Consider the following 22,131-nt stretch of genomic DNA (forward strand, 5'->3'; position numbering starts at 1 on the left):
GCCAATTAACAACAGGACATTAAGAATTAAGCTCCAATTTGCCTGCATCATTTACTCCATAGCCAAAGCTTGTGTTACATCAACCGCAACCAAGCGAGACACTCCAGGTTCACGCATAGTTACCCCCAATCAAATGATCTGCTAATTCCATTGTAACTTTATTATGTGTAATAAAGAGAAACTGTACGAATTGTGACATTTCTTTCACCAAAGCGCAAAAAACGCCCCACATTTACATCATCTAAAGGTGCATCCACTTCATCTAGCATACAAAATGGAGAAGGGTTTAACTGAAAAATAGCAAAAAACTAATGCTACTGCAGTCATTGCCTTCTCTCCTCCGGATAACAAATGGATGGTACTATTTCGTTTTCCCGGGGTTGTGCCATTACTACAATACCAGCTTCCAACAGATTATCACAAGTCAATTCGAGCTGCGCTCTTCCACCACCGAACAAACGTGGGAAAAGTGCCTTAAATGAAGAATTGACTTCGTTAAAAGTATTTTCCAGACGTGAACGAGTTTCTTTATCCATTTTTTCAATGGCCGTTTCTAGAGTGGCCAATGCTTGAGTTAAATCATCATACTGCTCATCCAAATATACTTTACGTTGCTGTTCCGTAGTAAATTCTTCAATTGCAGCAAGGTTAATAGCTCCCAAACGTTTAATTTTGTCAGAAAGAGCAATTAATTCATCTTCACGCATCGCCTGAGTCACACCTGTAGGTATTTGCTCAAGTAATGCTTGTGCCTGCAAGCCCGACTCATCAAGGGACTCTTGTACTGAACTGGCGCGTACCGCCAAAGCCTGTTCTTCCATGCGGGTATTGCTTATTTGCTCTTGGATACGTTTTACCTCAAAATCACAGTTTAAAATATTTTTCTCGCACTCTTCAAGCGCTATCCTCAGCTGTGATAATTGTTCTCTACTCAAAGTGAGCTGCAATTCTATTTCACCCTGTTTTTGCAATTGTTGGGCCAGTTGCTCTTTGAGTTCCTCCCCGGGACCTTCTGTTTGCAAGCAAAGCATTGCGATATGTTCCAAACGCTCTTGCAAAACATTTAAACGTTCTTGTTCTCGCTGAATACGATCATTGAGTTGCTGTATTTTATTTTTTTCTCTATCGTATTCCAGTTCCGCATGATGCAGTACAACTCGAGACTCTTCCAACTGCTTATTTTTTGATGCCAATGTTTGCACCCTGTTTTGCTTTTCTTGCAGGCAGTGTTCCTGTTGCTGCTCATATACTTGGCATTGCTCTTCTAAATAATGTAATTTTTTTTTATAGTACATTGTTCTGCTGCTGTTTCTTCCAAAGTAAGTTTCAATTCATCACATTCGAACGCTAAAGATGTTGCTTGTTTTTCAGCCTGCAGAATCGTTTGCTCGTTGGCACTCAATGCCACACTATTAGTTCTTAATGCGTCATTACTGGCATTGACGTTCAACTGATGTAATTCAATGTCTTTTAAACTTTTTTGTAACTGCTGATGGGTATCATCACGTTCAGTCCTTATGACCTCAATTTTCTCTTGTAACTCCTGAACAACTGCAGCGAGTTCAGTAATTTTTTGTTGACGTGCCAACAAACCCAACTCATCCTGAGTCTCTGGAGTAACGAATTTCACCCATCCTTGGCCTAACCAAAAGCCATCGGGCGTTATAATCGATTCATGCACCGCCAACGCAGGCAACCAACTTAATGCTTCATCAAAATGTTCCGCAGCATAGATATGTTCCAATGGATAAGCATTTGCTGGAATGGTTCCTTTAATTTTATCAATAAGACGAGGGTAAGAACTGGCTTTAAGATTGATGTTTCGGAGGGTAACAATATTTTCGCCTTGTCGTTCACAAATGGCGCGTTGCGGCCATAACTCTTCAAAAGATTCCAGAACATACGCATGTAATGCTTCATTGAGTACCCGTTCACAAGCAGATTGCCATTTCGTTTCCACTTGTAAAATATCCATCAATCGAGGTTTTTCTGACCATTCTTTAATTACATTTTTGCTGCGTTGCATTCCTTGGCGCGCTGCCCGTTGCGCCGCCATTAATGCGGCATATTCGCTGTTTGCATGATGGAAATCATCCTGCAACACATGCAGCTGCTGCTCGATGTTCTGCAATTTGCCACGTAATTGTTCTGTGTTTTCCTGGCTTTGTTTGAGTTGCAAAGCATCAAACTCGTGATCGGCAATTAATTTAATGCGCTGTTCTTCTAAGTGATTTCGAGTCTGTTGTAAATCCGTTACTGAAATAGTTTCTTGCTCTAATTGAAGCTTTTCTAATCTTAAAAGTGTTTGTTGATATTTTTCTTCCAAATGGCGCGCGTTAACCTCAGTCACCTGGAACTCTCTTTTCAAATTGCTTGTTTGAGTTTGGACTTCCTGCCAATGCAGATCCCATTCTGCCTGTTGCGTTTGGGTATCTTGCCAATCCACTTCCAGTTCTTTAAATTGATCCCTTAATTGTTCAAGTCGCTTTTCGAGATCGTACGAATTCTGCTGACAATGAAGCAACGCCTCTTTATCGCTTTTGAGTTGTTGTTCAGCAATCTGCCAATCATCTTGCATTTGCTGTTGATCCTGCTCCAAACGTTTCTTTTCACGCGTTTGCTGCTGTATGGTTTCTTCCAAACGAGCGATTTCAGTGCCTAATTGATAGAAACTGGCCTGAATTTGCTGCGTTTGTTCCTCAACATCATGAAGGGTTTCATTCAATTCAACTCGTTCTTTATTGGCCTTGACAAGCGCGCTTTGTTGCTGTTCGTAACTCACTGCTAATTCTTGTATTTGACGTTGCTTTACTTCTTGCTGAACAATAAAATCATGCCATTTAAGTGCTAAAATTTCTGCTCGGCACAATTGTTCTTCGTCTTTGAGAATGAGATAACGTTCAGCCGCTTTGGCTTGCCGTTCCAAACGTTGCAATTGTTTGTCCAATTCCTCTCGAATGTCAGCAACCCGAGTCAAATTTTCGCGTGTGTGATCAATGCGTTGCAAGGTCTCACGCCGACGTTCTTTGTATTTGGAAACACCTGCTGCTTCCTCAAGATATACCCTTAAATCTTCGGGCCTGGCCTCAATGAGCTGCGAAATAGTGCCCTGACCAATAATTGAATAACCACGGGCTCCAGCACCAGTACCTAGAAAAATATCAGTGATGTCTTTACGTCGACAACGGCTGCCATTCAAATAATAAGAAGAATCACCATCCCGAGTCACTACACGTTTTACAGCGATTTCACCATAGCTCGCAAAAGGACCCGTGAGACGCCCAAGGCTGTTATCAAATACGAGTTCAACAGAAGCCTGACCTACTGATTTACGATTAGAAGAGCCATTAAAAATGACATCGGTCATGGATTCACCACGCAAATTTCTTGCAGAGCTTTCCCCCATGACCCAACGTACCGCATCGATAATGTTTGATTTGCCACAACCATTAGGTCCAACAACTGCAACCAACTGGCTGGGAAAATGAACGACCGTCGGATCAACAAAAGACTTAAAACCGGCTAATTTTAATTGCTTCAAATGCATAGTATGGCAGTTTTAAACAAAAATAAGCTGGCATTATAACTGAGGATGGACAGGCTATCCACAGCACCGCTGATTACAGAGTGCTTGCATAGAAATAAGATGGAGTTGAGGATTAATTTGACAAACAAATGAACAACGATATAATTCCCCATTTAATAGAAAATGGATGGATAATGAAGCACTTATTCAATAAATCGCTTAGCATAGTCACACTAGTATCGCGTTTCTTTTCCAAATCCTATTTTTTCAACGCCACCGAACCTGACTTTAGTAAAAAACGAACTTAAAAATTATCATGACTCAGGACTTTATCAAAAGAGTTAACCCAAGTTATTCAAAAAGCACAAAAGTATATTGATCAGCAAGCTGAAATTAATCAAAAACAAAACCACATAAAAAACTGGCGCTTGTTTTAGACATCGATGAAACCAGCCTCTCTAATTATAACTCCATGATTGAACGTGATTTTGGTGGAAATCGTAAACTATTTCACCAAGACATAATGGCTGCCAATGCTCCAGTAATTAAGCCCATGCTTCACTTATATCGTGATGCACGCAATCATGGCATCAAAGTGTTTTTTGTGACGGGAAGAAATGAATCGGACGTAAAGCGACAGAGCTTAATTTGCATAAAGCAGGGTATGATGGATGGTCTGGTCTCTACTTGCGTCCTATGAATTACTCCTCTAAATCGATTATTCCATTTAAATCTCATACACGAAAAATAATCACCGAAAAAGGCTATACCATGTCGCATCGATAGGCGATCAATACAGTGACCTTAAAGGTGGATATGCCCAAAAAGTATTTAAATGCCCAATCCTTTTTATTACCTACCCTAGGCTTTTTTAGGATCATCAGGAACCTTTTAAATAACCGTTCAGGGGGATGAAGTCTTACCCATTTGATGGGTATCCTGATGGACTAGATCGTTCAAAACAATGGACATCAACATTCAATTTGTTGTTCATACATTTTGCGATCATATCCTCCTTCTAATCCCCAATAAACTTTTTCGATATGGTCTTTTTTTCTCGATATAGCTTAAAATACTCTCATAAAAATAGGTTAAGTCGGTTGTATTAAGGCGAGTTTTCCGTGCCTCAGTAGCGCCATTAAATACCCATCAACATATTTCCCGCAATAAGCGGTTTCTTCTTCATGGGAATCCCAACCCGTGGGTAAAAATAGAGCCACTTTCTGATGATTTATTTTGGCTTGTTCGATTTGCTCTTCCATTTTCTCGATTGCAAACACCAAAGCAGGATGTACTAAACCTGGTTTACGCGTTGTACGACTTAAATTAACGACAAAATAGTCTAAGCCTCCTCGTTGCCATGATTGAATGTTCTGTCCTTCATCTTTTCCACACTTGTTAAATAGTTCGGTTATATAATCTTCATCTTGGTAGGGATAAACTCTTGAATCAAAAACATCAATATGACATATATCCATATCTGCAGCAGAATTCATTAAAATATCACATAAACCATTGTCTCGATTTACATCAGTCCCAACAATATATGTTTGAGCGGTTTCGTGTTTCGCTGCATGTGCTTCAGTAATACTGCTGATTTATTTAAAATACAAAAACCACTACCTTCATCAGCGAACGCATGGTGAGTAGGTAATCCAAACGAAAAATGCACTTTTTTAGAATGGAATAAAGTCATCGAAATATCTTTGATCAGCACTTCAAACGTACCTGGAGTAATAAGAATATCCGAGTTTAATTGCTTCCATCCTTTGGCCTGTGCTTGAATGCAATCACGAATAATTTGCTGCAGATATTCTGATGTATGCACCGCCAATAACGCTTGGAGAATCTGGTCTTCTTCAGGAAATTCAGCAAAAAGTGTTAAAGCAACGTTCTCATCTCCTTTTTCATAGCAGCAAATAATTGATTCCAGTGCTCGGGTAACTCCACACGATCGGTAGTAACAACAGGTAAGGAAGGATCTTTAGATTGTGTTGTCGCGATCACCTGGGTCATGTGCTTTAGACGCTCGAATTGGTCTTCATCAGCGCCAGCCGGCATCCCATGCATTTGCTGTATATCTTTGGCTGAGGGAATTTGAATCAAACATTCTTGATTTTTTTCCTTATTGCGACTCGGGAGATACCTTCTCTTTAAAGAAATATTTGTGCCTCATCTTCATTTCATCCTTGAAAGTAAAAGAGGAAAGGAGTTCTTTTCAAATCAAAAACTCCTGCCATTATCTATTAGAGTATAAGGTATGACACGTGATGCAATGAAGAAAATGGATGTTAATTGAATACAGCACCACAATTTGATGATGGCTCATCGCCCTGCTCAATCCCTTGGTTAATCTTAATAAGTTCCTGAGAAAAATCTGTTCCTGATTTAATTGCGTCAGGACCTGCAAAAATGTAAGTCCAATGCCAGTAATGGCCGTTAAAGAAGAAGCTAGTCCTAAAACAAACTCTGTTTCCAATAAACTCAGTCCTAACGAAAAACCCCAGGCACTTAAGATGGAGCTTGAACCAAAAGTTGTGATGAAACCAGCAATACTGGCACCAATAAGCAATGCCCCGAAGACTACTAGAAGACTTCCTAATACGTGTTTACCAACAGAATTATTTCTTGAGGCATATTCAGCAATTGCTCCTAATCGATTTACAGTTTTGTGATCTGCACGTCCATCGAAAACATCATTCAAAATCAAAATAACCCGCGCATAAAAATGATAATCAATTTCCTCTTTTTTTTTGTTTTTTTATTTTAACTTCTGCTTCAATTAAATTGACCGCCCTAATGATATGCTTTTGGATTGATGTAGGCCGAGCAGGTGGATTCTTCCTAATAAAAAAAAGTCCATTATTAAAAATTTCTTCTTCTACATGGGGTAAATCCTTTCTTGAATCGCAAAATACTCAGGCTTCTCATGTTTATTGACTGCAAACCAGGACTCCGCGCTTGAACAAGTTGAAATTGGGTAAGGTAAATCGTCATGCAGAGTAACATGCGTACTTTCCAATAAGAGATGCTAAGATTTTTTCAAACGCAGATCTTTGTCTTCTTGTTTTATCTTGAAATACCATATCCCATAGGAAACCACACAAGCGAAGATAGTTATTGCGTTGGATTACTTTTGTATAATGATCATCAAATCCCTCGATTTCGGAGACTAATATATTCAGCCCATACCGAGCCGCAATTAAGCTAATTCGAACTTGTGGTGAAAGACCTGTCATATGAGTGTCTTCGTAATCAATGAATGCCTGCCAAATTTTATCGACTAAGGCCTGTACCGACGCCTGAGGATTTTCTTGTAACATTTTTAAAATAATTGGGCAGCAGGAATATGTTCTTTTAGCCATGCTTGTCGAGAAGATAAATCTCGCAGGGCAAGTTGAGCCTTACTCATTTCCTCCTCATAGGGTTTCATTTGTCCTTCGAGCACATCACTTTCACTTTGCAAAAGTTCTAACTCTGAACGAAAACGAAGTGTTTCAGGACTATCATGATCTGTCTGATACATAAAGTTAAGGATAGGCCCCTTACTCTGCATAATCTGGTACTTTTCCAAGAAATACGTGCATTTAGCGCCCTTAATTCTTCTTGGTATGGTTTAAGTAGATGTCTTTGCTTCTCAATGAGTTGTACAGTTTCTGATATTTGCAGCTCAATGGAAGGTAATTCTTTTTGCCAAGCTTGGAGGTTAATTTGACTGTAAACAACTGGATTAACTGAAGTCATCACGGTCCTGCAAAGTCTGTTACAGAATGCGGCATATTATACATATTGCAATCTTTTTATTCAATTATTATATTTTATTTTCAACACATTCCCAATCCAGCACGCCAACTAGACTAAGAGATACAATAACCACAGCTCCTAAAAATTTTTAAGGGACACGGGGCAATGAGTCTTAGTCTTTAAAGATAATATTTAAGCTTCATTCCCCTAAGAAAATAAAGAGAAAAAAGGGGGAGCAGTTTAACGCTCCCCCTGTTACATTCTACTAGATCATAGGTTAAGGACTCATGATGCAATAAAGGCTGGATCCAATTAATTAATATACCACAGCACTATAGGACGGCGGGGCATTGTAGTGTTCCAACTCTTCTTTAATATCCTTTAGTTCCTGAGTGAAGCCCTTACGTGCTCCCGATTCAATTGCTTTCGGTCCGGCAAAAAAGGTTAAGCCAATACCCGTAACAGCCGCTAAAGAAGATGCAACCCCGAAAACAAGCTCTGTTTCAAGCAAACCAAGTCCCAATGCAATACCCCACGCACTTAGTAGGGAACTCGAGCCAAAAGTAGTAAAAAAACCAGCAACACTGGCACAAATCAGCAAGCAACCAGCCGCAATCAGAAGGCCGCCTAAAACTTTTTTTCCAACCGAGTTGCTTCCTGATGCATATTCAGCAATTTCTCCTAAACATTTCGCAGCGTGCTGATCCGCAGGATTTACGAAAGCCGAGTTTAAAAGAGACACCACTCGTCCATAAAAGTGATAGTCAATTTTTTCTTTTCTTTGCTTTTTCATTTTAACTTCGGCGTCGATTAAATTGACTGTACTGAGGATGTGCTTTTGCAGTGGTGTCAGCTGAGTGATTCTATTTTGTGTAATAAAAATCAATTCATTTTTAAAAATTTGCTCTTCTAGATTGGGTAAATCCTGTTCTTTGATTGCAAATAAACCTGGCATATTTTGTTTATTGCTTTCAAACCAAGCTTGCGCGCTATACCCCGTTTGCATATGGTCGGGTAAATCACCCTGCTGAACCATATGGGTACTTTCAACAAGATGTCCTAAAAGCTTTTCAAACTCAGGATCTTTCTTTTCTTGTTTTACCTTGGAGTACATATCCCATAAGAAACCACACAAGCGCAGATAATTAGTCCGATGGAGTGAGTTTGTGTAAGCAGGGTCATATCCCTCAACATAGGAGGTCAATGTATTTAGACCATATCGAGCAGCAAACAAGCTAATCCGTACTTGTGGAGCAAGATTGATTAGATGAGTATTTTCGTAATGAGTGAATGTTTTCCAAATTTCATTTATCAAAGACTGCACAGACTCTAAAGGTCTTTCGTGCAACGTCTGTAAAAATAGCTGGGCAGCGGGAATATGCTCTTGTAACCACTGTTGGCGAGAAAGCAATTGAGCCATACTCGCCTGAGTTTTATTAATTGCTTCTTCATAAGGTTTCATGCGTTTTTTGAGCGCTTCCCGTTGCTCTTGCAAACGATTTGACCTCCGTTCCGACGGAAAAGTTTCTACGGTATAGTTTCGATAATGACGAGGTCTTGAATCCATCATATCTTGGAAAGAAGCCATATTCACATCAAGCTGATAGCCTAGTGAATTTTGAGAAACCAACTCATTTTGTAGTGACCCGAGGCGTAGCCTCTGGTCCTCAATGAATTGCAAATACTCTGTTATTTGCAGCTCAATAGCAGCTAATTCTGCTTGCCAAGATAGGAGATTCTTTTGATTATAAACAACAGGATTAACTGAGGGCATAATGATCCTTATCAGTGGATTACCTTAGAAATGATCTCGATTATACATGGTGGAAACTATTGGTTCAATTATTGTATTTTATACCCAGAAATAAATATAAGTATCTGAATTAAAATATAAATTAGAGTCCCCTCATTTTGCCCAAGTCTAGCGAATTATCAAGGCACAGCAATACATAGATATAGCGCATCACCTAATCAAAGAGATACAATAGGCCACAGTTTCTAAAATTTTTTAAGGACAAGAGCCAATGACTACCAAGAAAGCCTTTTGGATCCTATTTTTTTTCCAATTACTTTAATTGCAGCCATTCTGCTAGGTGGTCTGACGGGCTCCTTTTGGGGATCAATAACCCCATACTTAAGCCCTTTGGTGAGATTTTTCTCAACCTGATTTTTACCGCAATTGTGCCTTTGATTTTTTTTAGTATCACCTCGGCAATTGCTCGGGTTGGTTCTATGGGTAAACTGGGGTAAAATCGCTTTTTATATGACCCTTGTTTTTTCTATTTACTGGTATACGTCGCAGCAGTGTACTCACTCTTCGTAGTCAGCCTTTTCCCTCCAGCCCAGGGTGTTATTTTACCGCTTAATGCTCCAGAAAAAACTTCAGCTATGAATATTTTTAATCAAATTGCGGAAATCTTTACGGTCCCTGAATTTAGCAAGCTGCTGTCGCCATCAAACATATTCTGGCACTCATTCTCTTTTCAATTCTAGTTGGAGTATCCGCATCAAAAGCCAATGAAAAAGGAAAAATTTTTCATTGATTTTTTACAGGCCGGAGAAGAAATTTTCATGCGTGTTTTTTCTTTGATTATGTATTATGCCCCCATTGGTTTTTTTGCCTACTTCGCTGTTTTAGTTCATGATCTAGGCCCTCAATTAATGGCTAACTATCTGCGAGTCGGGGTTCTTTATTATACTTTTGGCGTCATTTATTTTATTATGGTCTTACACGGCTATTTGCCTATTTGGCTGGGAAAACCGAAGGTATAAAACGATTTTGGAGCAGTATTTTTCTCCCTGTAGTTACCTCGCTGGCCACATGCCAGCAGTGCTGCCAGTATTCCCGCCAATTTAATGGCAGCAAAAAAAATGCAAGTCGCTCCTGAAATTTATGAAACAGTAATTCCTTTAGGTACCATCATTCATAAAGATGGTTCTGTAATAGGTGGCATGTTCAAGATTGCTTTTTTATTTGGAATCTTTCACTTAAATTTTTCCAGCCCCGGTGTACTGCTTACTGCTTTAGGAATTTCTTTACTCGTTGGTACCGTAATGGGGGCAATCCCAAGTGGAGGAATGCTGGGTGAATTACTCATACTCAGCGCCTATGGATTTCCTCCTTCAGTCCTAATAATCATAGCCGCAATTAGTATTATCATTGATCCATTGGCGACTATGCTTAATGTGACATGCAACAGTGTAAGCAGTATGATGGTTGCCCGTCTTGTGGAAGGGAAAAAATGGTTAACACGCGCGTAATCTGTTGCTTAGAAGCAGCAATACGCTTTAAATTAAACAGGTAAATTATGAATAAACCTTATAAAAAATTATGGCGTTCCCGTAAAGATCGAAAAATCGCAGGAATATGTGGTGGTTTAGGCGTTTATTTTGGCGTAGATCCGGTATGGGTCAGAATCATTTTTGTTGTCTTTTTCCTCCTTGGAGGCGCAGCATTTATAGCCTACATCTTGTTATGGCTGCTTATCCCTTTGGAGCCTGAAGGCTGGCAAGATGCTTAAATGCATGGCATGCTCCGCTTAAAGCAGAAAGAAGTTGCGAGGAGTATATGTTTTCTGATTTGAAAATTGTAAATGAGCGAACATAGCCTAAAACGCCACCTACGAGTGATTTTGAAATGAAGCATTGAATAGCCTGCCGGGGCAAGTCGTGCCCCAGACTATCTACTGCTTTTACGGTTCATTCTGTGATAGAACAAAAGACAATGCATTTAAAATTGCTGCTATTCTAAGCACTGATTGCACCGCGACTTTATTGACTTCATGTTCCAGCAATTGCCTTACATGGGAATGGATGCACATACCACAACCATTAATTGCAGACACCGCCAACGCGAATAACTCAAAGTCGACCTTAGGTACTCCAGGATTTAACATACCATTCATGCGTAAATTTGCCGGCATTGACGCAAGTTCTTTATTTTCTGACAAATGAATTGCCCGATAATACACATTATTCATTGCCATCAAAGCAGCCGCTGTTTTTACAGCATCATCCAATTCAGCAGAAAGGTAGAGCCCGCCTTCTGTTTTAATCGCATCAATAATGAGCTTATTTTTCAAGGTGTACGCTACAGCCAAAGCAGCCCCGTAAAATTGTGTTTCTGTTAACCCTGATTGTGGAATATTACCAAATAAGCTACTGACATTAAGGCGAATATCCTTAGCAAAATCAGGTATCGCTTGTTTCAATTGTTCTATAGACATAGGATTCTCCTTTTCAGAAGCCCCATAAATACAGGAGCTTCTGTATTTTGCTCTAACTATAACGTTTCGCCACCAATAGGACGATTACATGGACATAATTCGTCAGTTTGCAAGGCATCCAAAATACGTAATATTTCTTGAGGATTACGACCCACATTTAAAGAATTGACACTGACATGTTGAATTACATTGTTTGGGTCAATAACAAAAGTTGCCCTTAGCGCACAACCACTTTCCTCTTCTCTAATGCCAAATCCATCAGTTAACTTCCCGCGAACATCTGCAAAACTGTATTGATTTAACTTATCTAAGTCTTTGTGTTCTCTTCGCCATGCTAGTTTGACAAATTCATTATCAGTACTTCCACCCAATACCACTGCGTCCCTATCGTTAAATTCACCATTTAATTTTGCAAATTCAACAATTTCTGTTGGGCATACAAACGTAAAATCTTTAGGATAGAAAAAAAGTACTTTCCATTTTCCAGGAAAACTTTTTTCAGTAACTACTTCAAAAGCGCTCTCACCATGCTCTTCATGATGATTAAAACCTGGTTTTACTGCAACAACAGAAAATTCCGGAATTTTTTGACCAACAGTTAACATAAAATTCTCCTCAGTTCGTTTTTTTCAATTAAATTATAGTTATGGTGTATAATTATTTAAAATGAATAAAACAGATAACTTTAATCGGAAAAAACGATGAGCAGATTAGTAAGCATGAAGCAGCTGCATTATTTGATTACACTCTACGATCATCAACATTTCGGGCGTGCTGCTGCGGCATGTTTTATTAGTCAATCAACCTTAAGTGCAGCTATTACAAACCTTGAAGAAACACTAGGGGCTCAACTCCTTGAACGAGATCATAAAACATTTTTATTTACTCCCTTAGGAGAAGAAATTGTTCGACGTAGCCGATTAATTATTGAACAGAGCAACGACTTAGTGGATTACGCAAGAAATCAAGGAAAAGTAATGCAAGGGAAGTTTTATCTGGGCGTGATCCCTACTATTGCACCTTTTATAATCAGTGAATTACAAACTCTCTGTCAGAAGACTTATCCGAATCTTGCTTTATTTATTCGAGAGGACACCACAGACAATGTATTGCGTTATTTGGGAGAAGGTAAACTTGATTTGGTTATTTTGGCGCTTCCTTATCCAACCCAAGATTTTCACACACAAATATTATGCAAAGATTATTTTAAACTGGTCCTACCTAAGACGTGGTTACATCAAGGTTATGACAAAGAAATCAGTCAATTGCCTGAAAGCAGTATTTTTCTGCTTGAAAAAGAACACTGCTTGACGGGGCATGCATTACAGGCCTGTCAATTAAAAGAAAGCAAAAAAATCAATCACTTTTTTGCAACCAGTTTACATACTTTGATTCAAATGGTCAGTCATCAGCCTGGTATTACCTTCTTACCTAATCTTGCAATTAACAGCGGTATTCTTACAGGTACTGATTTAGTCTCAGTTCCTTTAAAAACAGATCATGCTTATCGAGAAATTGGTGTGGCCTGGCGGACTACGTCTCATAAAACTCAGAACTATGTTTTATTCACTGAATTGATTCAGCAGATTGTTGTTGCGAAATGTGCCTAACTTTTTTTGAACAATAGAGGTGCTAAAAAGAAAGAGCAAATTTTTTATTTTACTTTGCCTGTATTCATCTTCTCCGATGTATTATAGTTCTCCCAAAAATTTACGGAGAAAACTATGAGGAAAAGCATTACTTCAATCTTAGGTACTATTCTATTTTTATCATCAATCAATTCTTATGCAGATGCCCAAAAAACCGTTCGTATTCCCCAACTATCAAATGAAAGAGTATCGGTCTGGACAACAGTAATTTATCCTAATAAAGAACACAGTTTAACAATGCATCGACATGAACAAGACAGAGTTGTTGTTGCTCTGGACAGTGGCTTACTCAAAGTGGTCAACAATAACGGAAAAGAACATTTTTTAAAATTAGAAAAAGATAAAGCATATTATCTTAAAAAAGATGTTCCCGGTGAACTCCACACCGATGAAAACATGGGCCAACATCCAATCCGGGTTGTCGTTATTGAATTGAAAAAATAAACGGTTTCGCAAAAAGTGCGAAACCGTTCATAAGGCATTATTTTATGATTTTTTTGCAAGATTTTTATTTTGAACACGACAATGGTGACTGTGGTGCACAGGCAATAAAACACCCAATTTTTGATAAGTTTGGAACTGGGTTTGGGTCCACAAAGTATTAATCTTCGCGTTCACCGCATTTCTTTTTTCCACCAAACGGGATACATCACTCCATTTTACATTAGGAGTGGCTAACTTACCTCTTATTTGCAGACTGAGCGCACGCTTTTCTTTAATTAAAGGAGCCATTTGCGCACGGAGGTTTTTCCTGATTTTTGCCAGTTCAGAACGCTGTTCTGGAGTGAGTAACTTGCCCACATGCTGTCGATACTGTCCTGGTTGATTGATAGAGGCTACTGTAGCGGTTGCTGTAGCTTGGGCTGTTGCAATAGAAGTACCTAAAACACCCAAAGCCAAGCTATTAATTAATAAAAATCGTTTGATATTCATTTTATTTCTCCTATGAAGTTACATTGGTAAGTGTAATGAGGCAATGTAATAGGAATATGACAAACGAACTGTTTATTGTAACAACACTGTTACAATGCTCAACATAGGACAGTTTATTGATATAATGCAGGAAGCATATCCACTGACGTCCCACCGAGCACAGCGAGGGATGACACGGTTGGACGCCAGCCACATTACTCTTATCAGGTGATTCATGAATACAAGAAAAAGTCACATATTGATTATTGATGATGACCAAGAAATTACGCACTTGATTAATGACTATTTAATCAAAAACGGTTTTCGAACCACTTGGACCTTGAATGGCTTGAACATCAAACAATTATTAAGAGAAAATAATTTTGATTTAATTATTTTAGATATCATGCTCCCAGGGATAGATGGTCTCAATTTATGTCAAACAATTCGTCAATCCCACAGCATGCCTATTATTATGTTGAGCGCAGCGAACAGTATTGCTGATCGCGTGGCAGGATTAGAGCTGGGGGCAGATGATTATATTTCCAAACCTTTTAGTTCTCGTGAATTGCTCGCACGCATCAAGGCACAACTAAGACGCACTCAAGGCGAGTTAGAGCATGATCGTAAAAATCTCGCTCCTTTACAGCAAATTCATTTTGATGGTTGGATTCTCGATCGCAACACCCATTCTTTAATTGATAAAGAATCGGTTGCTATCCCTCTAAGTCAACGAGAATATGAATTGTTAGTTGTTTTTTTAGAGCACCCTGGACGCATTTTGAGCCGTGACCAATTAATGGATTTATTATATGACAAAGATTGCGACTCACAAGACAGAACCATTGACGTCCTTATTGGTCGTTTACGTAAAAAAATAGAGCTGGACCCACGTAATCCACGATTATTGTTGACGATTCGCGGCGGTGGCTATCAGTTCAAAACCAAGGTTGACTTAGTATGAGTCAATTAACCAAAACCGCCAAAAAGACCTTAGTTGGATTAGTACTTGGTAATTTATTAATCATTTTTTCACTCATGCAATTAGGGAAATATTATTATGAGAACATTCGCTCACCACTTCCACCTAAAGCCGCACGCTCATTGACCCATCTAGTGACCTTGTTACAAAAAAACCCTCAATCCATATGGCCTCTAATCCTGAGGAATCAAAGTATTTCCTGGGCGGAAATAACCCTATCACCCCAGCCTGTATACGATAAAAACGCACTGCTTACTTTAAAAGCTCCCGTGCTCTTTAATCTAATAAAACAGAATAAAAAATTGGAATTTTCAGTTTTTATAAAAGAAAATAATTGGTTGAATATCAAAGTCATTTCCTTCTTTCCAAGACAAGCAAACTCCATTGTTAGCCTGTTTCTTATCTTAATTGGCGCGTTGCTTTTTATTAATTATTGGGCAGTCAGAATGCTGAATCAACCCATACACACCTTAATTCAGAGCCTTCATTACAGTGAACATCAAGAAAATTGGTTACCCATCCCGCTCACTGGGAATCAGGATCAAAAAGCTATTTTTAAAAAAAATTAATGATCTGCAAGAAAAAGTAAATAAGCTTTTAGCCAATCGAACCCGAGTGGTCACAGCAATTTCACACGACTTACGCACCCCTTTAACTCGTTTAAAATTACGTGCCGAATATTTAGTAGATGATCCCAATTACAATAAAATAATGGCCGACATCAACGAAATGGAACTGATGATCCGTGAGACCTTGGATTACTTCCGGGATGTGAATGTTGAAGAAAAACCGCAGCTCTTCGATTTAGTCGCTTTGCTTTCATCATTGAAGGATGATGCAGTCGAAATGAACTATGATGTTCGTTTTATCAGTGAATGCTCAAAACTGGTTTATTATGGTACAGTCAATTTACTCAAACGGGCCTTTAATAATTTGATTAATAATGCAGTCCATTATGGCTATAAAGCAGTCATTCACCTTAATTGTTTGCAAAATAAGCTAGAAATTACAATTACCGATCAAGGCCCGGGATTACCGGAGGCCGATCTGGAACATGTTTTTTTACCTTTTTACCGAGGAGAAAATTCTCGTTCACGCAGTACAGGTGGCACGGGGCTTGGATTAACCATCGCTAGAGAAATTATTCAAATGCATCAAGGTGATATCACATTGACTAATAATTTGCAGGGGGGATTAAAAGTAATCATTACTTTACCCCTGAGACCGGCTTGATTTAAGCAACAATGCTATAAGGCCAAAATTATAAAAGTGGCCTGCAAAAAGTTGAAGCTGGATTCTATTTATAAAATTTGATGCAGCAACTGTCTTCAAAATAAAAATTCAAGACAGTTGCTAAAATAGCTCTCTTAGTCATACAACAAATCGCGACTTTTAAAAACAGGAACATTTTTTATGCCCTGTAGGTTCAGCCCACCTAAGTTTTTGCTGCAGCTCTGTAAGTTCTTCTGTTCTTACTTTATCAAGATACTCTAAGGCTTCCAAATCAAGGTCTATGCAATCTGCTACGCGTGAAGGATAAATCCAATTAGGAGCGAAGCATTCGTTCTCGCTCATTCTTATCAAAAAAAACCTATTTGAGTTTTCATCAATCAATGGAAACCAATAATTTGATGTACCTCTTCTAAAAGTACGAACATCTAATATTCGTGGCAATGTCTCATCTTTAAATGTAGGAGTAGGTTAAAATGAACGATCTTTACGGCAATATTCATTCGCCACATGGACTGGTACATCACATTGTGCACGAATGACTTGAAGTTCATTTGTTGTTAACGTATTAAAATCAAACTCCTTTTTAAGATAATCCCTGAAATTTTTTAATGCATTTAGAAGTGGCGTCATGTCATAATGCTTTGAGCCTTTAACCTCGACTCCATGTTGTTCATAGGCCAATCCATTTTCTTCTATTGCTTCACAACGTTTGAGCATTGCCAATTTGGTCTCTCTATCCATATGTCGTTCCAGCATTCGACACATATGGGTGTCCTTTGCCCAATAGGCGTACTCATACGCCGTAATGTTTTTAAAGGTTCTACCCGAATAGTCTGTTATTGTTCCGGGCTTAAGCTGCAACTCAGGATGCATTTCGACTAGCTTTTCTGCTTTATCTTGTTGCCCAGTTACCGTATTCCACAGCAACTGCGTGGTTAAATCGCCAAGTCGTGTGGGTTGAAATAAGGTATGCATCCTTTTATGCGTCGCGACCAAGGCGCTTATCGCTTTTTCGTCTTTAGCTCCATCCTTCTTGAGACGAGTGATAATTTCCGTCACAAGCTCCTCGGGAAGCTTATTAAAATAAGGAGTGCGACACATCATATCAGTAATTAAATTATAGAAATCCCAAAGCTGTCTTTTAATTGTATTGGATAGGGGGAAAGTGGCATTATTGTTATTAATCTGTGCAGCAGCAGTTTTAGAATGGGTATTAAGTGGTGCGCTTTCTATTTTTGATTCTGCCATGTCTCATAGATTACAGTGATTTAATTGATGCGGATTATACTATTTTTGCCTCAAATGAACAACAATCAATCACTCAACCAATGAGTTAAGCCGTGCTATTCTTGGTCCTAGGACAGGTACATAAGCCTGTTTAATACAAAATCAGGGTTATCTATTTCTTTATACCTTATTAACTCAGATTGGTCCCTGGCCATAGCAGTCAAGCGAGAATTGTCTTATCCAGTCTGAATTCGCTTTTTATCTGTACCCTACGCCCTGCCGCTGGTGCGCAAGATGCCGTCTGATACTTCGGGGTGCCGCGAAAACATCGCGGCACTTCGTTATTCTAAGCTTTAAATTAAATTAATCGAGCTTTCCAAACGAGTCTTAAGCAAGAAAAGAATCGCTTTTTTCTTCTCAGAGGCAAGAGTATTTTCCTGAACCAGATTCAAACAATATTCAACAAATGCATTAAGCCTTTCTTGATTAGTTTGTGCCGTTTCATCATGAGCATGCAATTGTTGATAATTATTTTCCAATTCCTTAGCAACCCCATCCATCATTTTAGGATCGGGATTTTTGATATTCTCTAACCCCTCTTGTTTGCTCATCGCAGTAATTTTTTCTAAAAGCTCATTCACTTGTTGTGCTGTCACGTCATTCGATGGAGCGGATTTTTTCGCAATCGCTTTAAAGTTATTTTGATTATTATTTTCCCAATACTCCCTATCTCCTTGGAAGGCAATAACCGTCATCAGCACGCGAGAATCAATGTCTTTTTGCTTGAATAACGCTTTATTTGTAATATTAAAAGTCCAATCGTTTTTTAGTCTAAAAAAGGGCCGATATAAAGTTGCCATTTCTTTATCAGTGACTGGATCATAAATGGTAAAAGTTGTTCCCCAGAAATTCATACTTGCCTTTGCCAATTTCGTGTAGCCATCTTGACCATAGATATCGAAGGTTGGGAAAAAGGCGAATAGTTTTTCATCTGCCGCCCCTATGAAATTTTCAAAATTATCATAAACATCAAAATGAGCAGTTAGAGAAAAGAATTTTGAACGAGCATATGCCAATTTATTATCAAAGGGATCAAAAAATTCATAGGTCAGCAACAGGCTGAAAAATTTTCTATATAAAGTTCCTAATTTTCGAGTTTTGGTTTCTATATCATAACTGGTGGTTAAACTGATCCAGTGTTCTTTGATGTACATCTCATCAGGGATTTCCGTATTTGAAAGGGCGAAACTGGAATTGATGCTTATAAATAATGAACATAAAATGGCAATTGCATTTCTCATAAAGACCTCATTCTTATTAAAAATATTTCCTTAAATTAGGGGTCTGCTTACGCTGATATTTGCCGTGGGATTAGCAAATAAAACAGGCCCTTGTCTTTTCAGCATGAATTGGAATGCACCGAAACTCATTCATGATCAAGAACAATGGCGATTATATTGATGTACTCTTAAGGGAGTATTAAGATAAGCTCGAAATAAGAAAATAGGATTATTTTCTTATTTCGAGTTAGGTAATTAGAATGGAGCCCGTATGAAATGCTTTACTCTGTTACGGATAACATCCATTTAATGACTTTACGTTAATTTAGCGGGTAAGCTTTTAACATCAGGGTTTTTTGAATAAGCATCGAGAATTTCGTTAATTAGTTGTTCCACAATACTTTCTTTCAATTCATCCTCAATCAAACCCACTTTTTCTTTCATATTATTCAATCGAGTTTCTAATTCTTTGGCCACTGAACCATTGGGAAATAATGCTGCCAAAAGACGTCTTGCTTCTGCTGGGCCTAGATGGCGATACAAGTGGTTTCTCACTGTAGCATCCTCAGCTGTAGTACTAAAAGCCCATAATTCAACTGGACCTAAAGTCAAGGTAAGCAACTGTACGTTCACCCCACTCTTAGTAGCATACTGCGCCAGAAAAGTTCCTCCACCTTGCCGTGGACCATGTACTCGGGTACGCAAAGCTGCTTTCGCGGTATCAGATAGCCCAAATATGGCAGTGGTTTTTTCTATTGCCTGCGAGGGCCCTGCATCCATAATGTAAATCGCGGTAGCAAAATCGATCATTACCGGATCAAAGTCATCAACTGACTGTGACAACAAGGCAATTTGTACTTTCCATTTACGCCCTTCGCGCATATCAATAATCACTTGCTCACGGACCGCTGTAGATTTTGAGGTGCGGTGAAACTCATCATATACGATACGTTTATGATCTTCTCTAATTTCTTGCACTCTTTCTTTATGATATTCCTTGTATTGCTCTGGAATATTATTGAGGCTTTCTTCAGTTAGATAATAGTGTCTTGCCAATACATAACGTGCCAACATATACATGACTGCAGTCTGTCTGTCTGCGGCATCCCCTCCGCTTTTGGCTACCTCATCAAGGTCGAGTGATACAACTCGCGCATCACCAATATCAAAACTGGTCACGCGTGATAAAATCGGGTATTCGCGAACTGCTGCAGAAATCATGCGTGAAAAAGCGTTAATTAATGATTCTCCAGTTGGTGCTGTAATTCGTTCATAGAGATCTTCAATAGACGGAGTACGACAAATCGATGCAGCATCAGCCAATAAAGGCATTGCATAACGTTGAGCCAACATCGCTTCATGCACAAAGCCTGCGGAATAAAGTGAATCGGTCACTTCCCACCAGGTTGATTTTGAATCACGAACAAACCCAATTTCTTCCAAAATGCTGTCAATGAATTCCTCTACTCCAGGGGAATAGGGCGCAGGATTAAATTCATCAGCCAAACTTTTATACAGTTCATCAACCACCATACCTGCAAGATCTGGCATTCCATCGTAGGGTTTTTCTGCTCCAAGAGGAGTCGTTAACAAAGTAATAAAGTTAACTAAAAAGGCGCGCTCTAATGCAGTCGGATAACGACATCCCAATTGGGTATCAAAGGGATTAATTGAGTACTCGGGAGTCATTCTTAAACGATGATAAGCAACGAGATGACGTTTTGATGCCGGAAGTGCTTCTTTCAGCAAAGAGATCAATCCGCTACTTGAAGGTCCGATATCAATAATTGCAATACGGGGTAAACGTAACAAACCACCAGAGAGACATAAAGCAAGGTTAATCGCATTCGATAAAACGGATTTACCCGAACCTGGTCGCGCATAAACGAGATCAATCCACGTAGTTTGCTCTGTAGAGCCTGGCTGGAAGGGCCAAGGCTTACCATCGGGCGTTCTAAACAGTAATGCGCCTTTTAGCCAAGGTGATGCCGGACGGGTAATAGGCAGTATAGAAACCACCGAACTTAGTGGGGCAACTGTCGGCACTGCGGTACTGTTCAGCGTAGCAGCTAACATACCGGAAACAAAACCACCAAATGGATCACCACAAATCTCTGAAACGTCGGTTGAGCCCCAGCCCTCAATTGCTTTGACTAACTCAGAACTACGTTGCCGCAATAATGCCAATCGGTCTTCAGGTGCCCAAGTCGTTGCTACAACCCGCAAACGGACAATCGACTCATCGGTATTGAGTTGTATGTATTTCAATAAATTGACCGAATCACTGATCAAACGATTTTGTGCTGAACTAAATGTTAAAATCGCAGCCAATAGACCTTTAAGTTTAATCGTGGCGAGCCCCTCACTTTCGATCAAAAAGGAAATTCTCCAAGGAATATGTGCTGGCAATATCCGTGTAAATAACTGAATAAAGGGTCTAATGTCTTTAGGGAATAAATCAATGTAGGTTGAAGAGTAAATCTTGTCCCCGACCCTAACTGTACGCAAATCTAATACTTCCGCATCACGAGGAAATACTTGTTTTGCTAATGAAGGCCATAATAAATCGGAAGGATCGCCTTCGAAAGAATTCACTTCCCGGACTGTGACCTTATCTCCAGGTAAACTTGCCCGCCAATCATCAGCAGTATAATCTGGATCAGAAGTCATACGAATCGCATGTATTGCATCATGAACTTCGAGTAATTTAGCGAAAATATGAAGCGAATCGAAATCATTCATTACGGCACGAACATACGCATCATGAGTATCACGTAATTCAGGAATGGCAGCATAGATAGTCTGGCTGTTTTTAAAAGGAGGAGCCTTCGTATCCTTGATCATCTTAAATTTAGCTTTGGATGCTGCCTTTAATTGCTCCGAGGGTAAATTGAATGGTCGGGTTATCAGTACAAAATAGACACGCTCTTCTGCACAATACTGAGCCATATAGTTGACTCGTTCTTCAAACAAGTCGGTTAAATTCAGTTCCAGTCGTTTTGCCGTAGCTGTGGCCGGTTCATAGGTGTCCTGAATCAATTTCCTTATATTTTGTTTATCATGACTAAAATAAACCTGTAAGGCATGTCCTGGACGCCCCATTGCCCCTTGAAACGAGTTAGTGATACCGGCAATCAAATTTTCAAATTCTGCCGCACCTACAAGGGCAGATACCCCTTCAACTTTCAAAATTGATATTAAAGAACCATCATGATTGACCAACACAGTTGGACTATCTGCAGTTTCCAATTCGATATAAGATTCTGTTGTTTGCTTGAGCGATGTACTTAGCCAGGCAAAGAAGGTATCTATTCCTTCAAAAAAAGATTCTGACCAATGCGCCATTCCCTAA

The 22,131-nt window shown here is 39.2% G+C and carries 21 protein-coding genes and 3 pseudogenes; 9 read left to right on the forward strand and 15 right to left on the reverse strand.

Going from position 1 to position 22,131, the window contains the following annotated elements; translation table 11 throughout:
- Positions 1-51: 51 nt before the first annotated feature.
- Positions 52-3,547, reverse strand: a pseudogene (gene smc, locus EL022_RS00005) (chromosome segregation protein SMC).
- A gap of 173 nt (positions 3,548-3,720) precedes the next feature.
- Here smc and EL022_RS16730 point away from each other — a divergent pair.
- Positions 3,721-4,391, forward strand: a pseudogene (locus EL022_RS16730) (HAD family acid phosphatase).
- A gap of 226 nt (positions 4,392-4,617) precedes the next feature.
- On the opposite strand, the gene EL022_RS16190 reads toward EL022_RS16730, so the two are convergent.
- The 7 genes from EL022_RS16190 to EL022_RS00035 all read right to left on the reverse strand — a co-directional run bounded on the left by EL022_RS16190 (position 4,618) and on the right by EL022_RS00035 (position 9,044).
- Entirely contained in the window at positions 4,618-5,022 is a 405-nt protein-coding gene (locus EL022_RS16190; RefSeq protein ID WP_241972212.1) for a hypothetical protein, read from the reverse strand.
- Between the two features lie 29 nt (positions 5,023-5,051).
- Positions 5,052-5,354 (reverse strand): hypothetical protein, encoded by a 303-nt coding sequence (locus EL022_RS16195; RefSeq protein WP_241972213.1) that lies wholly within the window; start codon positions 5,352-5,354, stop codon positions 5,052-5,054.
- Positions 5,355-5,407: 53 nt separating this feature from the next.
- Positions 5,408-5,596, reverse strand: a complete 189-nt coding sequence (locus EL022_RS16200) for a hypothetical protein (RefSeq protein WP_241972214.1) — start codon at positions 5,594-5,596, stop codon at positions 5,408-5,410.
- Between the two features lie 169 nt (positions 5,597-5,765).
- A complete protein-coding gene (locus EL022_RS00020) occupies positions 5,766-6,230 on the reverse strand; it encodes a hypothetical protein (RefSeq protein ID WP_126325030.1) in 465 nt (154 codons plus the stop codon).
- A gap of 289 nt (positions 6,231-6,519) precedes the next feature.
- The gene (locus EL022_RS00025) at positions 6,520-6,849 is read right to left on the reverse strand and encodes a hypothetical protein (RefSeq protein WP_126325032.1); all 330 of its coding nucleotides are present in this window, start codon (positions 6,847-6,849) and stop codon (positions 6,520-6,522) included.
- 2 nt (positions 6,850-6,851) lie between these two features.
- A complete protein-coding gene (locus EL022_RS00030; protein ID WP_126325034.1) occupies positions 6,852-7,052 on the reverse strand; it encodes a hypothetical protein in 201 nt (66 codons plus the stop codon).
- 534 nt (positions 7,053-7,586) lie between these two features.
- Complete coding sequence (locus EL022_RS00035) at positions 7,587-9,044, reverse strand: hypothetical protein (protein WP_028380946.1); 1,458 nt, start codon at positions 9,042-9,044, stop codon at positions 7,587-7,589.
- A 407-nt stretch (positions 9,045-9,451) separates the two neighbouring features.
- On the opposite strand from EL022_RS00035, the gene EL022_RS16205 reads away from it, so the two are divergent.
- From EL022_RS16205 to EL022_RS00045, 3 genes and pseudogenes are all read left to right on the forward strand, one after another.
- The gene (locus tag EL022_RS16205) at positions 9,452-9,520 is read left to right on the forward strand and encodes a hypothetical protein (protein WP_241972281.1); all 69 of its coding nucleotides are present in this window, start codon (positions 9,452-9,454) and stop codon (positions 9,518-9,520) included.
- A 321-nt stretch (positions 9,521-9,841) separates the two neighbouring features.
- Positions 9,842-10,531: pseudogene (locus EL022_RS16210) on the forward strand (dicarboxylate/amino acid:cation symporter).
- Between the two features lie 47 nt (positions 10,532-10,578).
- Complete coding sequence (locus EL022_RS00045) at positions 10,579-10,791, forward strand: PspC domain-containing protein (protein WP_028380944.1); 213 nt, start codon at positions 10,579-10,581, stop codon at positions 10,789-10,791.
- A gap of 171 nt (positions 10,792-10,962) precedes the next feature.
- Here the strand turns inward: EL022_RS00045 and EL022_RS00050 are convergent, their stop codons facing one another.
- Together EL022_RS00050 and EL022_RS00055 are read right to left on the reverse strand one after the other, a co-directional pair.
- Entirely contained in the window at positions 10,963-11,496 is a 534-nt protein-coding gene (locus tag EL022_RS00050) for a carboxymuconolactone decarboxylase family protein (protein WP_028380943.1), read from the reverse strand.
- A gap of 56 nt (positions 11,497-11,552) precedes the next feature.
- Positions 11,553-12,101 (reverse strand): peroxiredoxin, encoded by a 549-nt coding sequence (locus EL022_RS00055; protein WP_028380942.1) that lies wholly within the window; start codon positions 12,099-12,101, stop codon positions 11,553-11,555.
- 96 nt (positions 12,102-12,197) lie between these two features.
- Here EL022_RS00055 and EL022_RS00060 point away from each other — a divergent pair, with 96 nt between their 5' ends.
- The gene (locus EL022_RS00060; protein WP_028380941.1) at positions 12,198-13,106 is read left to right on the forward strand and encodes a hydrogen peroxide-inducible genes activator; all 909 of its coding nucleotides are present in this window, start codon (positions 12,198-12,200) and stop codon (positions 13,104-13,106) included.
- A gap of 114 nt (positions 13,107-13,220) precedes the next feature.
- On the forward strand, positions 13,221-13,589 hold the full coding sequence (locus tag EL022_RS00065; protein ID WP_028380940.1) for a cupin domain-containing protein: 369 nt from the start codon (positions 13,221-13,223) through the stop codon (positions 13,587-13,589).
- A 42-nt stretch (positions 13,590-13,631) separates the two neighbouring features.
- Here EL022_RS00065 and EL022_RS00070 read toward each other — a convergent pair whose 3' ends face one another.
- A complete protein-coding gene (locus tag EL022_RS00070; RefSeq protein ID WP_028380939.1) occupies positions 13,632-14,078 on the reverse strand; it encodes a hypothetical protein in 447 nt (148 codons plus the stop codon).
- A 214-nt stretch (positions 14,079-14,292) separates the two neighbouring features.
- Between EL022_RS00070 and EL022_RS00075 the strand changes: the two genes are divergently transcribed.
- The 3 genes from EL022_RS00075 to EL022_RS16220 are packed head-to-tail and all read left to right on the forward strand — an operon-like array spanning position 14,293 to position 16,272.
- Entirely contained in the window at positions 14,293-15,021 is a 729-nt protein-coding gene (locus EL022_RS00075; RefSeq protein WP_028380938.1) for a response regulator transcription factor, read from the forward strand.
- A complete protein-coding gene (locus tag EL022_RS16215; protein WP_241972215.1) occupies positions 15,018-15,608 on the forward strand; it encodes a hypothetical protein in 591 nt (196 codons plus the stop codon). Before EL022_RS00075 ends, EL022_RS16215 begins: the two co-directional genes overlap by 4 nt.
- The gene (locus EL022_RS16220; protein ID WP_241972216.1) at positions 15,532-16,272 is read left to right on the forward strand and encodes a sensor histidine kinase; all 741 of its coding nucleotides are present in this window, start codon (positions 15,532-15,534) and stop codon (positions 16,270-16,272) included. Before EL022_RS16215 ends, EL022_RS16220 begins: the two co-directional genes overlap by 77 nt.
- A 159-nt stretch (positions 16,273-16,431) precedes the next feature.
- Here the strand turns inward: EL022_RS16220 and EL022_RS00085 are convergent, their stop codons facing one another.
- The 4 genes from EL022_RS00085 to EL022_RS00100 form a co-directional block, all read right to left on the reverse strand.
- On the reverse strand, positions 16,432-16,614 hold the full coding sequence (locus tag EL022_RS00085; RefSeq protein ID WP_028380936.1) for a hypothetical protein: 183 nt from the start codon (positions 16,612-16,614) through the stop codon (positions 16,432-16,434).
- A 126-nt stretch (positions 16,615-16,740) separates the two neighbouring features.
- Positions 16,741-17,520: a hypothetical protein gene (locus EL022_RS00090; RefSeq protein ID WP_028380935.1), complete on the reverse strand. Its 780-nt coding sequence runs from the start codon at positions 17,518-17,520 to the stop codon at positions 16,741-16,743.
- Positions 17,521-17,852: 332 nt separating this feature from the next.
- On the reverse strand, positions 17,853-18,800 hold the full coding sequence (locus EL022_RS00095) for an LURP-one-related/scramblase family protein (RefSeq protein ID WP_028380934.1): 948 nt from the start codon (positions 18,798-18,800) through the stop codon (positions 17,853-17,855).
- Between the two features lie 294 nt (positions 18,801-19,094).
- Positions 19,095-22,124, reverse strand: a complete 3,030-nt coding sequence (locus EL022_RS00100) for a type IV secretion protein IcmB (RefSeq protein ID WP_028380933.1) — start codon at positions 22,122-22,124, stop codon at positions 19,095-19,097.
- Between the last annotated feature and the right edge of the window lie 7 nt (positions 22,125-22,131).

Source organism: Legionella cherrii (assembly GCF_900635815.1).
GTDB lineage: Bacteria > Pseudomonadota > Gammaproteobacteria > Legionellales > Legionellaceae > Legionella > Legionella cherrii.